Below are 15,455 nucleotides of genomic sequence, written 5' to 3'. Positions count from 1 at the left end.
AAATAGGGTAAAACATTAGGGGGAAACGACAATGGCATTAGAAATCTTCGAATACTTAGAAAAATATGATTATGAGCAAGTAGTATTTTGTCAAGATAAAGAATCAGGTTTAAAAGCAATCATTGCAATTCATGATACAACACTTGGACCTGCTCTTGGTGGAACAAGAATGTGGACATATGATTCTGAAGAAGCGGCGATTGAAGATGCATTGCGTCTTGCAAAAGGAATGACATACAAAAACGCAGCAGCTGGTTTAAACTTAGGTGGTGCGAAAACAGTAATTATCGGTGATCCACGTAAAGATAAGAGCGAAGCAATGTTCCGTGCATTAGGTCGTTATATTCAAGGACTAAACGGACGTTACATTACAGCTGAAGATGTTGGTACAACAGTAGATGATATGGATATTATCCACGAAGAAACTGACTTTGTAACAGGTATTTCACCATCATTCGGTTCTTCTGGTAACCCATCTCCAGTAACTGCATACGGTGTTTATCGTGGTATGAAAGCTGCTGCGAAAGAGGCTTTCGGTACTGATAATTTAGAAGGAAAAGTAATTGCTGTTCAAGGTGTTGGTAACGTAGCATATCACCTATGCAAACATTTACACGCTGAAGGCGCAAAACTAATCGTTACAGATATTAATAAAGAAGCTGTACAACGTGCAGTAGAAGAATTCGGTGCAACAGCAGTTGAGCCAAATGAAATTTACGGTGTTGAATGTGATATTTACGCACCATGTGCATTAGGCGCAACAGTTAATGACGAAACTATTCCACAACTTAAAGCAAAAGTAATTGCAGGTTCTGCAAATAACCAATTAAAAGAAGATCGTCACGGCGACATCATTCATGAAATGGGTATTGTATACGCACCAGACTATGTAATTAATGCAGGTGGCGTAATTAACGTAGCAGACGAGTTATATGGATACAATAGAGAACGTGCATTAAAACGCGTAGAATCAATTTATGACACAATTGCAAAAGTAATCGAAATTTCAAAACGCGATGGCATTGCAACTTATGTAGCAGCTGATCGTCTAGCTGAAGAGCGCATTGCAAGCTTGAAAAACTCTCGTAGCACATACTTACGCAACGGTCACGACATTATTAGCCGTCGCTAATCATTCATATATTACTTTTACAAAAGGTGTGGTTACCTCTTATGAGGTTTCCACCTCCTTTTGAATTTATTAGTGGAGGTAGCAACAGTGTCTGTAAATCGAATTCTTGTTATTAATCCGGGTAGTACATCCACAAAAATTGGTGTTTTTGATAATGAAAGACCCGTTTTAGAAGAAACTATTCGTCATGACGAAGAACAGATTGGAAAATATAAGCGAATTATCGACCAATATGAGTTTCGTAAAGAAACGATCTTAGAAGTTCTACATTCTCACGGTATTAACATTTCAAAATTAAACGCAGTTTGTGGCCGTGGGGGATTACTTCGTCCAATCGAAGGCGGAACATACACAGTAAACGATGCGATGTTAGAAGATTTAAAAAATGGTTTTAGTGGTCATCACGCTTCAAACCTTGGGGGCATTTTAGCATATGAAATAGCTTCTGGATTAAATATTCCGGCATTCATTGTAGACCCTGTCGTTGTAGATGAAATGGAGCCTATTGCTCGTATAAGTGGTATTGCTGGTATGGAACGCAAAAGTATCTTCCATGCATTAAATCAAAAAGCAGTTGCTCGTAAAGTAGCTGAACAGTTAAATCACAAATATGAGGATTTAAATTTATTAGTTACACATATGGGCGGCGGTATTACAGTTGGTGCTCATAAAAAAGGAAGAGTAATCGATGTAAATAACGGTTTAAACGGAGAAGGCCCATTTAGTCCAGAGCGCGCTGGTACAGTACCAGTAGGGCAACTAGTAGAAATGTGTTTCTCTGGTGAGTATTACCGAGATGAAATGATTAAAAAACTTGTCGGACAAGGTGGACTTGTAAGTCTTATCGGTACAAATGATGCGATTAAAGTAGAACAAATGGTTGAAAAAGGTGATCCTGAAGCAACTCTTATTTATAAAGCTATGGCATATCAAGTTGCAAAAGAGATTGGCGGAGCTAGCGCTGTACTTCACGGGAAAATCGATGCAATCGTATTAACTGGTGGACTTGCTTACAGTAAAATCCTTGTTGATGAAATAAAAGAACGAGTAGACTGGATTGCAGATGTTATCGTACATCCAGGAGAAGATGAATTACAAGCATTAGCAGAAGGGGCACTTCGTGTACTACGTGAAGAAGAAGCTCCAAAAGAATATATTGTACGTGAAAAAGAAACGGTAGCTAGGGGTTGAGATAATGGCAAAAGAATATGATTTAGTCATCGTTGGCGGCGGTACTGGTGGATATGTTGCTGCAATTCGTGCATCACAACTAGGGTTAAAAACTGCACTTGTTGAAAAAGAAAATCTTGGTGGTACTTGTTTACACAAAGGATGTATTCCTAGTAAAGCCCTTTTACGTAGTGCGGAAGTATACGCAACTGCTAAAAAAAGCGAAGAGTTCGGAGTTATTGCAAGCAATGTAGAACTAAACTTTGCGAAAGTACAAGAGCGTAAAGAGAAGATTGTAACGCAACTTCATAAAGGTGTTCAGCACTTAATGAAACAAGGTAAAATTGATGTGTTTGAAGGTATTGGCCGTATTCTTGGCCCATCTATTTTCTCTCCGATGCCAGGGACAATTTCAGTTGAACTTGCAAGTGGAGAAGAGAATGAAATGTTAATTCCAAAAAATGTACTTATTGCAACAGGTTCTCGTCCGAATTCATTACCAGGTTTAGAATTAGACGGAGAGTATGTAATGTCTTCCGATCATGCCCTAAAAATGGAAACGCTTCCTAGCTCGATTATTATCGTTGGTGGCGGTGTAATTGGTATTGAGTGGGCATCTATGCTTGCTGACTTCGGTGTAGAAGTTACAGTATTAGAGTATGCGAAAACGATACTACCACTAGAAGACCAAGACGTTTCAAAAGAAATGCAACGTCTATTCAAGAAAAAAGGTATTAAAGTGGTAACTGGTGCAAAAGTATTACCAGAAACATTGGTAAAAGATAATGGAGTAACAATTCAAGCTGAACATAACGGTGAGAATAAAGAATTTAAAGCAGAAAAAATGCTTGTATCTGTAGGACGACAAGCCAATACGCAAAATATTGGTTTAGAGAATACGGATATCGTTGTGGAAAAAGGATACATTCAAACAAATGAGTTTTATCAAACGAAAGAATCTCATATTTACGCAATCGGTGATGTAATCGGTGGCTTACAGCTTGCTCACGTTGCTTCTCATGAAGGAATTGTTGCAGTAGAACATATTGCTGGTAAAGAAGTTACACCAATTGATTATTCTATGGTATCAAAATGCGTATATAGCAGTCCGGAAGTTGCTTCTGTCGGTTTAACAGAACAAGAAGCGAAAGAAAAAGGCTATAAGCTAAAAGTAGGTAAGTTCTCATTCCGTGCAATCGGAAAAGCGCTTGTATACGGCGAATCAGATGGTTTCGTAAAACTTGTAGTTGATGAAGAAACAAATGATATTCTCGGTGTTCATATGATTGGACCGCATGTAACAGATATGATTTCTGAAGCGGGTCTTGCAAGAGTACTTGATGCAACACCTTGGGAAGTAGCACATACAATTCATCCGCATCCATCATTATCTGAGGCGATTGGTGAAGCAGCATTAGCTGTAGATGGAAAAGCGTTACACGCATAAAAATGTGGATTTAGGAGGTTATGAAAAATGGCAGAAGTAAAAGAAAAGCGCCATGAAGAGCTTGGCTTAAGTGATGAGCAAGTATTAGAAATGTTCCGTACGATGTTACTTGCACGTAAAATTGACGAACGTATGTGGTTATTAAACCGTGCTGGTAAAATTCCATTCGTAATTTCTTGTCAAGGACAAGAGGCAGCACAAGTTGGAGCAGCATTTGCTCTTGATAGAGAGAAAGATTATGCATTACCATACTACCGTGATATGGGTGTTGTACTAGCGTTTGGTATGACAGCGAAAGAACTGATGCTATCTGGTTTCGCGAAAGCTGGAGATCCAAACTCTGGTGGTCGTCAAATGCCTGGTCACTTCGGTCAAAAGAAAAATCGTATTGTGACAGGTTCATCTCCAGTAACAACGCAAGTACCACATGCAGTTGGTATTGCATTAGCTGGAAAAATGGAAAAGAAAGATTTAGTAACGTTTGTTACATTCGGTGAAGGTTCTTCCAACCAAGGTGATTTCCATGAAGGTGCAAACTTTGCTGGCGTACACAAGTTACCTGTTATTTTTATGTGTGAAAATAATAAATACGCGATCTCTATTCCAGTTGAAAAACAATTAGCATGTAAAAATGTATCCGACCGTGCAATTGGATACGGTATGCCTGGATATACAGTAGACGGAAACGATCCGCTTGCAGTATATAAAGCTGTAAAAGAAGCAGCAGACCGTGGCCGCCGTGGTGAAGGTCCAACTTTAATTGAAACAGTATCATATCGTTTAACAGCACATTCAAGTGACGATGATGATCGTGTTTATCGTGATAAAGAAGAAGTAGAAGAAGCGAAGAAAAATGATTCAATTGTAACATTTGCTGCTTATTTAAAAGAGGTTGGCGTGTTAACTGAGGAATCTGAAAAACAAATGTTAGACGAAATTATGCATATCGTAAACGAAGCAACAGAATATGCAGAAAATGCTCCGTATGCAGCACCTGAAGATGCATTGAAGCACGTATACGCAGAATAGGGGGGAACGTTTCATGGCTGTAATGTCTTATATTGATGCTATTACATTAGCAATGCGCGAGGAAATGGAACGCGATGAGAAAGTATTCGTTTTAGGTGAAGATGTTGGTAAAAAAGGTGGCGTATTTAAAGCGACACACGGATTATATGATCAATTTGGTGAAGATCGTGCGCTAGATACACCACTTGCAGAATCTGCAATCGCTGGGGTCGCAATTGGTGCAGCAATGTATGGAATGCGTCCAATCGCTGAAATGCAGTTTGCGGATTTCATCATGCCAGCAGTAAACCAAATTGTTTCTGAGGCAGCAAAAATTCGTTACCGTTCTAATAATGATTGGACTTGTCCAATTACAGTTCGTGCGCCATTTGGCGGCGGTGTTCACGGTGCATTGTATCATTCGCAATCTGTAGAAGCGATGTTTGCAAACCAACCTGGTTTAAAAATCGTTATCCCTTCTACACCATATGATGCAAAAGGCTTACTAAAAGCTGCAATTCGTGATGAAGATCCAGTATTATTCTTTGAGCATAAACGTGCATATCGCTTAATTAAAGGTGAAGTGCCAGAAGATGATTACGTATTACCAATCGGAAAAGCAGATGTAAAACGTGAAGGTGATGATATTACTGTTATCACATACGGATTATGTGTTCATTTTGCTCTTCAAGCAGCTGAAAAGTTAGCACAAGATGGCATCTCTGCACACATTCTTGATTTACGTACTGTATATCCATTAGATAAAGAAGCAATCATTGAAGCAGCTTCTAAAACAGGTAAAGTTCTTCTTGTAACAGAAGACAATAAAGAAGGAAGTATTATGAGTGAAGTGGCAGCAATTATTGCTGAAAACTGTCTGTTTGATTTAGACGCACCAATCGCACGTCTTGCGGGTCCAGACGTTCCAGCAATGCCATATGCACCAACAATGGAAAAATTCTTTATGGTAAATCCAGATAAAGTTGAAAAAGCAATGCGTGAACTTGCGGAATTTTAATCGGGGGGACTATACATGGCTGTAGAAAATATTACAATGCCTCAGCTCGGGGAGAGCGTTACAGAGGGTACAATTAGTAAATGGCTCGTTAATGTTGGCGATCACGTAAATAAATATGATCCGCTTGCAGAAGTAATGACTGATAAAGTAAATGCTGAAGTACCATCTTCTTTCACTGGTATTGTGAAAGAGTTAATCGCTAGTGAAGGTGATACGTTAGCTGTAGGTGAAGTAGTTTGTGTAATTCAAGTAGAAGGCGCAGATGAAGTAGCAGCAACAGCTGTTGAGGAAAAAACAAAAGAAGAACCAAAGGCAGAAGTAGCTACGCCTGAAAAAGCACCGAAAGCAAAACAACCAACTGATGGAAAACCTCGTTTTTCACCAGCTGTGTTAAAACTTGCAGGTGAACATAACGTTGATTTAGATCTAGTAGAAGGTACGGGAGCAAACGGCCGTATCACTCGTAAAGATATTTTAAAGCTAGTGGAATCTGGAAATATTCCGCAAGCAGGTGCGGCGAAGAAAGAGGAAACGGTAGCAGCTGTAGTAGAAGCGCGTCCAGAAGCACCAAAAGCAGCGCCAGTAGCGCAAAAAGTAGAAGTTGCGAAACCAGTTTCTGTACCAACAATGCCTGGCGATATCGAAATTCCAGTAACAGGTGTGCGTAAAGCAATCGCAGCGAACATGTTACGTAGTAAACACGAAGCGCCACACGCTTGGATGATGATTGAAGTAGATGTGACAAACCTTGTGTCATACCGTAATTCAATTAAAGGTGATTTCAAAAAGCGTGAAGGCTTTAACTTAACGTTCTTTGCTTTCTTCGTAAAAGCAGTAGCACAAGCGTTAAAAGAATACCCTCAAATTAATTCAATGTGGGCTGGCGATAAAATCGTTCAGAAGAAAGATATTAACCTTTCTATCGCTGTTGCAACAGAGGACGAACTATTTGTACCAGTAATTAAACATGCGGACGAGAAGACAATTAAAGGCATCGCTCGTGAAATTACAGAACTTGCAGGAAAAGTACGTACGAAATCGTTAAAAGCAGACGAAATGCAAGGCGGAACATTTACAATTAATAACACAGGATCATTCGGTTCTGTTCAATCTATGGGTATTATTAATTACCCACAAGCGGCTATTTTACAAGTTGAATCAATTGTAAAACGCCCAGTAATTATGGAAAATGGTATGTTCGGTGCTCGCGACATGGTTAACTTATGTTTATCACTTGATCACCGTGTACTAGATGGTTTAATTTGTGGTAAGTTCTTAGGACGTGTAAAAGAAATTTTAGAAAATACGTCAGAAAATAATACATCTGTATATTAAATAAAAAGCTCGCTTATGCGAGCTTTTTATCATCTTATTTCTTCATCTACATCCTACTATATGTATAATACCTTTCCCAGTAATCTTACAATGAACGATTATGTATTAGGAATTTATGAAAATACATTGCTGATATATGGTATATGGATATAAAATAAGAAAAGAATAATTTTTTTGGCAAATCTTACTGACGAAACTGTAGTATAATATATTGTATTGTATGAAAAAGAGGGTTATTCTATATAAGTGTTTTATAGATAATGTGTAATCAGTCGTCAAAACATGAAGAATGTTGACTCCTGGTTTTTTATTTTGCTGTAACAATGTTTCAGGAGGATGTCATGAAAAGAAGTACCGAGTTTCTAAAAAGTTTAGATGTAAAATTAATATTAATTTTGTTTGCATTATGTGTCACGAGTATAGCTGCTATATATAGCAGTCAGCAAACTGGCCAATATGGAGAGGCAAACTTTGCGATGAAACAGGGTTTGAACTACATAATTGGAGTTGTATTGTTATTGCTTGTTGCAAGCATTGACTTAGATCAATTGCAAAAATTGTCTTGGCCACTTTATATCGTTGGATTTGCTTCACTTATTCTTTTGAAAATACTACCGGTTTCCACTTTCACACCTGAAAAATTAGGTGCAAAAAGATGGTTTGTATTTCCGTTAGTTGGACAAATTCAACCATCTGAGTTTTTCAAAATTTCATTGCTTCTCGTAGTAGCAAGTATAGCAGTGAAACATAATGCACAGTATATGGCAAGGACATTCCAAACGGACTTAAAATTAGTAGGTAAAATTGTGTTAGTATCCCTCCCGCCTATGGCTGTTGTATATAGCCAACCGGATACGGGGATGGTGTTCTTATACGCTGCTGCCATTGCATGTATTTTATTTATGTCAGGTATTCAGAAGAAATTGATAGCGTTATGTACAGTTATTCCAGTCACCATACTATCCACGTTAATATTTATTTACGTAAGGTATGAGGATTTCTTCTTTAATAAGTTAGTTACGCTACTAAAACCGCACCAACAATCACGTATTTTAGGTTGGTTAGATCCATTTGAACATACAGATCAAGGTTATCAAACACAGCAATCAATTTTAGCTGTAGGTAGTGGCGGTATGGAAGGGAAAGGGTTTGGCGAAGGGAATGTTTATATCCCTGAGAAGCATACAGACTTTATTTTCGCTACAATTGCCGAAGAAGGTGGATTTATCGTAGCAGCGTTAGTTGTATTCTTGTTCCTATTACTACTATATAGAACAATTATTATCGGTTATTCTGCTGATAATTTATTCGGTACATTATTATGTGCTGGATCGATTGGGATATTAACGGTTCAAATATTCCAAAATATCGGTATGATTGTTGGATTAATGCCTGTAAAAGGGATTGCATTACCTTTCTTATCGTATGGGGGAAGTTCCTTGTTCTCGAATATGATTATGATGGGTCTCATATTATCGGTACGAAAAACGTATAAAAAGTATATGTTTTCCGTTAAGTAAAAAAAGCTGGTTCGTTTTTAAACGAACCAGCTTTTTTTACATATATACTCATAAACGTTGCAAACTAAAACAGACTAGCAGTTTGGGATGTAAGGAGTGCAAAGTGATGCATATGCATATTTTTGAGGGAGCACGGCATCTTTCTAATAGTGAATGGGTTATTCGGGCTATTATAGCATACATATTTTTAATATTAGTTGCGAAAGCGATGGGGCAAAGGTCCATCGCACAACTTCGCTTTTTAGATGTTGTATTGGTGTTATTGCTTGGCGGGAATATTTCTAACGCATTGTCTGATGAAAAAGTAGGATTAATGGGCTCGATGATTACAACGTTTATACTCGTTGTACTTCATATTATAAGTTCAGTTTTAATGTTGAAATGGGATAGATGGAGACGCTTTTTAGAGCCAGCACCTATCATTCTTATACACAACGGCTCCATTGATTTTAGCAATTTGAAAAAAGCGAGAATTACCGTGGAATATTTATTTTCAGAACTTCGTATGCGAAATGTGAGCGATATTCAAACAATCAAATTAGCATTATGGGAAGCGAACGGTGTCGTTTCTATATTTCGGTATCCAGAATATGAGGCAGTTTCCCGACTTGATCTAAAAGTGGCGGGAAAAAAATCTCCAGTTTCTTTTGTATTAGTAAAGGATGGGAGCATTCAGCAAGATGTTCTTGCTTTATTAGGGAAAACAGAAGAATGGGCGAGAGAATTTCTAGAGAAAAACGCAGAAGTTGAATCCATTTTGTTAGCTACAGTTGATGAAACACATAAAATAAATATTTTGTTAAAAAAATGAAAAATATACGCATTTTGTCGTTTCATACATATGATACAATAGTGTGGACAACGAAAAAGGAGGGATACGATGGGATATGTAGAAGAATTACGGAAAATAGTTGGTCATCGCCCTTTAATTTTAGTTGGTGCTGTTGTACTCGTTATAAATGAAAATAGATATGTATTATTACAACAAAGAACAGAGCCTTACGGAAAATGGGGGCTGCCTGGCGGATTAATGGAGCTTAGTGAATCACCAGAAGAAACTGCTTTTCGTGAAGTATACGAAGAAACAGGAATAAAGGTGAAGAACCTACGATTAATCAATGTGTTTTCTGGAGCGAACTATTTTACAAAATTAGCAAACGGTGATGAATTTCAATCTGTAACGACCGCTTATTATACGGACGAATACGATGGAGATTTTGTTATGAACAAAGAAGAAGCGGTTCAGCTTAAATTCTTCCCACTAACAGAACTACCTGACTATATTGTTGGGTCGCATAAAAAAATGATTAGTGAATATATGAAGATTATGGAAAAAAAGATATAATAATAGTGAAAGAAATACAAAAACACAGTTCTGGTTGGTAGTCCAGACGCATGATTTCATGTCAGTAACCTTCCCCTCCGGGATGTCCCGTATTTCTAATTTTTTTAGGGGGGGCTGTCAATGGATTTGACAGTATATCACGATGGCCAATTTTTTGTTGGAATCATTACATGTAAAGAAAAAGGGAAGTTGTATGGAGCGAGGTATATTTTTGGAACGGAACCTTCAGACGAAGAAGTGCTTATATTTGTGAACGGTTCAATGTTAGCGTATTTTCAGCACTTTGCAAAATGTGGCGTGGAAGTGAAAGAAAAACAGCGTCCCAAAAATATAAAGCGGATCATACGACAAGCAGCAAAAGAAGTAAATGTAAACCGCTTTACTAAGGCGCAAGAGGCAATTAGCTTATCTTATGAACTGCATAAACAAGAAAAGAAAGTGCAATCTAAGGAGAAGCGAGAGGCTGAAAAACAAAGAAGACGTTTAATCAAAGTACAAAAAGCAAAGCAAAAACATCGTGGTCATTAAGAAAAGGTGTTAGAGCAAGAGCTCTAACACCTTTTCTATGCTGAAATACAAGTAAACTTACTTGTATTTCATAAACATTAACTGGTAAGATACAAATAGGTAGTTTTAGAGGAGGGAAAAGATTGATTAATTTTAACTTTTTTATGAATGATGTTGTCCGCCAAGCGCGTGAAGAGATTGTCTCTGCTGGATATACAGAATTGACGACGCCAGAAGCAGTAGACGAAGCGTTTAAAAGAAATGGAACAACACTTGTAATGGTAAACTCTGTATGTGGTTGTGCAGGCGGTATTGCTCGTCCTGCTGCTGCGCATTCTGTACATTATGATAAACGTCCTAACCACCTTGTAACGGTGTTTGCAGGTCAAGATAAAGAAGCGACAGCAAGAGCTCGTGAATATTTCGAAGGGTATCCACCATCTTCTCCATCATTTGCTTTATTAAAAGATGGAAAAATTGTAACAATGGTAGAGCGTCATGAAATTGAAGGTCATGAACCGATGCAAGTTATTGCAAAACTACAATCGTATTTCGAAGAGAATTGCGAAGAACTATAAAAAATTGAAAAGGCGCTACGCTCACAATTAAGTGGGTGTAGCGCCTTTTTTATTTGTTATTCAAAATGATAGGATATACAGTAGTTGGTTGCTTTATGCATCTTTTTATGCATTATTAACAGTGATTTTAATGATTTTTTATTTATTTTTATTTTATATATTGCATAAAAATAAAAGTACTGATACAATACAAACATCGAATAAATATTCTATTAAACTTTTAAATATACATCATTAGGGGGAAGAAATATGAAGAAGTTATTATCAATATCGTTTGCACTTATTTTAATTGTAAGTATGTTCAGTGCTTGTAGTAACGGGGAAGAAAAGGCTACTGGAAAAAATAAAAAAGTACTCGTTATGGGGACTTCAGCAGATTATAAACCATATGAATACGTAGAAGCTTCAAAGAGTGATGAAATTATCGGCTTTGATGTTGATGTTGCTAAATATATCGGAAAAGAACTTGGTTATGAAGTGAAAGTGAAAGATATGGATTTTGGTGGTTTATTAGCATCTCTTAGCTCAGGAAAAGTTGATTTCGTAATGGCAGGTATGACGCCAACTGCAGAGCGTAAAAATAATGTTGATTTCACAGATATTTACTTTGTTGCGAAAAACATGATTGTTTCTAAAAAGGACTCTAACATTCAATCTGTAGAGGATTTAAAAGGGAAAAAAGTAGGGGTACAAACAGGATCTATTCAAGAAGAGAAAGCAGCAGAATTTAAAAAACAAGTAGATTTCAAAGTTGAGGGACGTGACCGTATACCAGAAATCGTACAAGAAATTAAAGCTGGTCGTTTTGATGCTGCAATTATAGAAGACACAGTTGCTAAAAATTATTTAGAGAAAATGAAAGATTTACAAGGAATTGAAATTAAAGAAGCTCCAGAAGAAGTTGGAGCAGCAATTGCCCTTCCGAAAAACAGTGATAAAACAGCTGAATTTAATAAAGTAATTAAAAAAATGCAAGAAAATGGAGAAATGGATAAATTAGTGAAGAAATGGTTTGGCAGCGAAAAATAAGCTGCCTTTCACTTTTCTGTGAGGGGAATGAAAAGAATGAACTTAGATTTTTCGGCGATTACGCCTTCGATACCGTATATATTAAAAGGTCTAGAAGTTACTTTGAAAATTGTAGCAGTATCAGCTTTAGCAGGGTTTATTTTAGGGACGCTATTAGCACTTTGCAAAATTGCTAGAATACGAGCATTAAATATAGCGGCAGATCTTTATACATCAATTTTCCGTGGTACACCACTTGTATTGCAATTAATGATTATTTATTTCGGTGTCCCGCAAATAATTGGTTATGAAATACCGGCATTTTTAGCAGCTGTACTTGCATTTAGCTTAAATTCAGGTGCATATATGTCAGAAGTAATCCGTGCTGGCATTCAAGCGGTTGATAAAGGACAAACAGAAGCGGCGATGGCTTTAGGAATTCCTTACGGAAAAATGATGCGAAATATCATTTTCCCTCAAGCATTAAAAAATATATTACCAGCGCTTGTGAACGAGTTTGCGACACTTACGAAAGAATCGGCTGTAGTAACGGTAATAGGAGCAACGGATTTAATGCGTCGTGCTTATATCGTAGGCGGGGAGACTTTTAAATACCTTGAACCATTACTTTTTGTTGGACTCATTTATTATATGCTAGTCATTATTCTTACATTAGTCGGGAAGGCAATTGAAGGGAGAATGAAGAAAAGTGATTAAAATTGAAAACCTTCATAAATCATTTGGAAAAAACGAAGTATTAAAAGGAATTACAACAACGATTGAAAAAGGGGAAGTAGTAGCAATTATTGGACCGTCTGGATCAGGGAAATCAACATTTTTACGTTGTATGAATGTGTTAGAAGCACCGACAAATGGTCACATTTGGATTGGAACGGAAGAAGTAACGAATCCAAAAACGAATATTATGCACGTTCGTGAAAATGTCGGAATGGTATTTCAGCATTTTCACCTATTCCCTCATATGACTGTATTAGAAAATATTACGTATGCTCCTATCAATGTAAAAGGAGTAACGAAACAAGAAGCTGAAAAGAAAGCCGAAAAACTGTTAGAAAAGGTCGGCTTATTAGATAAAAAAGATACGTATCCAAATCGTCTTTCGGGAGGACAAAAGCAACGTGTAGCAATTGCAAGAGCGTTAGCAATGGAACCAGAAGTAATGTTATTTGATGAACCGACATCAGCACTAGATCCAGAGATGGTAAAAGAAGTGTTAGAAGTTATGAAATCATTAGTTACGACAGGAATGACAATGGCGATTGTTACACATGAAATGGGATTTGCAAAAGAAGTAGCAGATCGTGTTCTCTTTTTAGATGGTGGAAAGCTTGTAGAAGATAGTGCGCCAGCAGAATTTTTTGCAGCACCGAAAAGTGAGCGTGCGCAACAATTTTTACAAAAGATATTGTAATATGTAAAGGTTACGTGAATAATAAGTAGAAAAGGATGACATTGTGTCATCCTTTTTTTATACTAACTGTAAATACGTTTATACATATAGGAGCAATGATATGTTCAAAATTGGATACCGTACAGTAAAAACAGCAATAGGGACAGGCGCAGCCGTTTTTATTGCACAGTTATTAGGGTTGGAATTTTATAGTTCAGCGGGTATTTTAGTTATATTATGCGTACAAAATACGAAACGTAAATCACTTCAAGTGTCGTTACACCGTTTTTTAGCCTGTGTATTATCAATGGTGTTCGCGTTTTGTATTTTTGAAACAATTGGATATACACCACTAGCAATTAGCGTACTATTACTTACATTTATTCCGACTGCAGTTATGCTTAAAATTCAAGAAGGTATTGTTACGAGTTCAGTTATTGTGATGCATCTATATTCATTGAAACAAATTACATGGCTTATTGTTGGGAATGAAATTGCGATATTAACGATAGGGATTAGCGTGGCTCTCTTAGTAAATATGTATATGCCAAGTAGTGAAAATAAGCTAAAAGAGTATCAAGGTAAAATAGAAAATAATTTTAAAAAGATTTTGTTTGAAATGGTTGTATATTTACGAAACCGAGAAAGTAGTTGGAGCGGGGCAGAACTTATTGAAACTGAACAGATGCTAAATGAAGCTAGAGATTTATCGTTTAAGAAACTTGAGAATGCATTTATGCGAGAAGATGACTATTACTATCGTTATTTTAATATGCGCATGCAACAATTCGAAATTTTAGAGCGAATGATTCCGTTAGCAGCTTCTTTATCGTGGACATATGAACAGGCGGACATGATTGCGGATGTGGTTGAAAACATTGGAAATGCTATTAGCCCTCAGAGTACCGGGGTTATTTCTTTAAGGCAGCTTCAAGAAATGCGAGAATTATTTAGAGATATGCCATTGCCGGCTACACGTGAAGAATTTGAGATACGTGCGAAACTTGTTCAACTTGTATACGAAATGGAACAATATTTACTCATTAAAAGTCGCTTTAAAGGAAAGGATAATATAAAAGAACTTATATAGAAGGTAGGAATTATCTATGCCGTATCTTCTCTCTTTCATATTATGTCTTTCTTTATCGCCTATTTGGCCTCTTGGTGATAATCCGCGTGCCGGTGATCCTTTCATTATTGTAAATAAAGCGACGAATAAACTAGCTTATATTGACGATGGAAAGATTCAAAAGGTTTTTCCAGTCGCGACAGGGAAAACAAATGAATTAACACCAGAGGGAACTTTTGATATTGTAATGAAAGCAAAGGACCCATATTATATTGCGAAGAATATTCCTGGGGGATCACCGAAAAATCCACTTGGATCTAGGTGGATGGGATTTAATGCAAGAGGAACTGATGGGAGTAAATATGGAATACATGGAACAAACCAACCGAGTTCAATTGGAAAGTATATTTCACAAGGATGTATAAGAATGAAGAAAAATGATGTGGAATATTTATTTGATCGCATTCCAATTGGAACGAAAGTATGGATTGTAAAATCGAAAAAGTCATTTCAGCAATTGGCAAAAGAAAAAGGAGCCATTGCATATGAAAAAGTCAACGAAAAAGTTGGCTTTTTCTATTGTAATAAGTTGTCTTGACATGTGTACATAACCATGCGTTAATGAGAGTATAGAAAGATAAAATGAGATAAAGGGGTTGCTCATATGTACTTGAATCCAAAACTTTCGTATATGCAGTTTTTTATGGGATTTCTATTTATTATTACATTCATATTGGCAACTTTTAATATATGTTCTTATCTTGTAGCGATTGTATGTATGGCGTTACTCAACCTTACTTTTGTTATTGGGGCATTTCAGCAGAAACAATATACAAGTTTTGTGATAGCACTTGTAATGTCATTTTTCTTTAGTATTGTAGCGATTGTGCTTTACATAAAATAAACC

17 protein-coding genes are annotated in these 15,455 nt (G+C 36.9%); all 17 read left to right on the top strand.

Annotated features, from left to right (window positions below):
* Nucleotides 1–31 precede the first annotated feature (31 nt).
* The 17 genes from MR147_RS18385 to MR147_RS18305 all read left to right on the top strand — a co-directional run bounded on the left by MR147_RS18385 (nt 32) and on the right by MR147_RS18305 (nt 15,452).
* Entirely contained in the window at nt 32–1,132 is a 1,101-nt protein-coding gene (locus MR147_RS18385; protein WP_001162675.1) for a leucine dehydrogenase, read from the top strand.
* Between the two features lie 87 nt (nt 1,133–1,219).
* Nucleotides 1,220–2,323 (top strand): butyrate kinase, encoded by a 1,104-nt coding sequence (gene buk, locus MR147_RS18380; protein WP_000115774.1) that lies wholly within the window; start codon nt 1,220–1,222, stop codon nt 2,321–2,323.
* 4 nt (nt 2,324–2,327) lie between these two features.
* Nucleotides 2,328–3,749 carry a dihydrolipoyl dehydrogenase gene (gene lpdA, locus MR147_RS18375; RefSeq protein ID WP_001051291.1) on the top strand — a complete coding sequence of 474 codons (1,422 nt, stop codon included), beginning with the start codon at nt 2,328–2,330 and terminating at the stop codon, nt 3,747–3,749.
* A 27-nt stretch (nt 3,750–3,776) separates the two neighbouring features.
* Nucleotides 3,777–4,778: a 3-methyl-2-oxobutanoate dehydrogenase subunit alpha gene (gene bfmBAA, locus MR147_RS18370; RefSeq protein ID WP_000852555.1), complete on the top strand. Its 1,002-nt coding sequence runs from the start codon at nt 3,777–3,779 to the stop codon at nt 4,776–4,778.
* 13 nt (nt 4,779–4,791) lie between these two features.
* Nucleotides 4,792–5,775, top strand: a complete 984-nt coding sequence (gene bfmBAB / locus MR147_RS18365; protein WP_000290076.1) for a 3-methyl-2-oxobutanoate dehydrogenase subunit beta — start codon at nt 4,792–4,794, stop codon at nt 5,773–5,775.
* 15 nt (nt 5,776–5,790) lie between these two features.
* Nucleotides 5,791–7,110: a dihydrolipoamide acetyltransferase family protein gene (locus MR147_RS18360; protein WP_074607159.1), complete on the top strand. Its 1,320-nt coding sequence runs from the start codon at nt 5,791–5,793 to the stop codon at nt 7,108–7,110.
* Nucleotides 7,111–7,451: 341 nt separating this feature from the next.
* Nucleotides 7,452–8,630 (top strand): FtsW/RodA/SpoVE family cell cycle protein, encoded by a 1,179-nt coding sequence (locus tag MR147_RS18355; protein ID WP_000831197.1) that lies wholly within the window; start codon nt 7,452–7,454, stop codon nt 8,628–8,630.
* Nucleotides 8,631–8,736: 106 nt separating this feature from the next.
* Entirely contained in the window at nt 8,737–9,441 is a 705-nt protein-coding gene (locus tag MR147_RS18350) for a DUF421 domain-containing protein (protein WP_000550968.1), read from the top strand.
* 69 nt (nt 9,442–9,510) lie between these two features.
* The gene (locus MR147_RS18345; protein ID WP_014481752.1) at nt 9,511–9,975 is read left to right on the top strand and encodes an NUDIX hydrolase; all 465 of its coding nucleotides are present in this window, start codon (nt 9,511–9,513) and stop codon (nt 9,973–9,975) included.
* 120 nt (nt 9,976–10,095) lie between these two features.
* Nucleotides 10,096–10,503: a YjdF family protein gene (locus tag MR147_RS18340; protein WP_000366594.1), complete on the top strand. Its 408-nt coding sequence runs from the start codon at nt 10,096–10,098 to the stop codon at nt 10,501–10,503.
* A 143-nt stretch (nt 10,504–10,646) separates the two neighbouring features.
* Nucleotides 10,647–11,060: a BrxA/BrxB family bacilliredoxin gene (locus MR147_RS18335; protein ID WP_001998211.1), complete on the top strand. Its 414-nt coding sequence runs from the start codon at nt 10,647–10,649 to the stop codon at nt 11,058–11,060.
* A gap of 249 nt (nt 11,061–11,309) precedes the next feature.
* A complete protein-coding gene (locus MR147_RS18330) occupies nt 11,310–12,089 on the top strand; it encodes a transporter substrate-binding domain-containing protein (protein ID WP_074606966.1) in 780 nt (259 codons plus the stop codon).
* A 36-nt stretch (nt 12,090–12,125) separates the two neighbouring features.
* Complete coding sequence (locus MR147_RS18325; protein WP_001046917.1) at nt 12,126–12,785, top strand: amino acid ABC transporter permease; 660 nt, start codon at nt 12,126–12,128, stop codon at nt 12,783–12,785.
* Complete coding sequence (locus MR147_RS18320) at nt 12,778–13,500, top strand: amino acid ABC transporter ATP-binding protein (protein ID WP_000590218.1); 723 nt, start codon at nt 12,778–12,780, stop codon at nt 13,498–13,500. The genes MR147_RS18325 and MR147_RS18320 overlap by 8 nt, the downstream gene beginning before the upstream one ends.
* A gap of 100 nt (nt 13,501–13,600) precedes the next feature.
* Nucleotides 13,601–14,569, top strand: a complete 969-nt coding sequence (locus MR147_RS18315; RefSeq protein ID WP_074606965.1) for an aromatic acid exporter family protein — start codon at nt 13,601–13,603, stop codon at nt 14,567–14,569.
* A 16-nt stretch (nt 14,570–14,585) separates the two neighbouring features.
* A complete protein-coding gene (locus tag MR147_RS18310) occupies nt 14,586–15,146 on the top strand; it encodes a L,D-transpeptidase (protein ID WP_074606963.1) in 561 nt (186 codons plus the stop codon).
* 66 nt (nt 15,147–15,212) lie between these two features.
* On the top strand, nt 15,213–15,452 hold the full coding sequence (locus MR147_RS18305; RefSeq protein ID WP_000281163.1) for a DUF3894 domain-containing protein: 240 nt from the start codon (nt 15,213–15,215) through the stop codon (nt 15,450–15,452).
* The last annotated feature ends 3 nt before the right edge of the window (nt 15,453–15,455 follow it).

Source organism: Bacillus cereus group sp. BfR-BA-01350 (assembly GCF_022663775.1).
Taxonomy (GTDB): domain Bacteria; phylum Bacillota; class Bacilli; order Bacillales; family Bacillaceae_G; genus Bacillus_A; species Bacillus_A paranthracis.
This window is presented reverse-complemented; position numbering and strand designations above follow the sequence as displayed.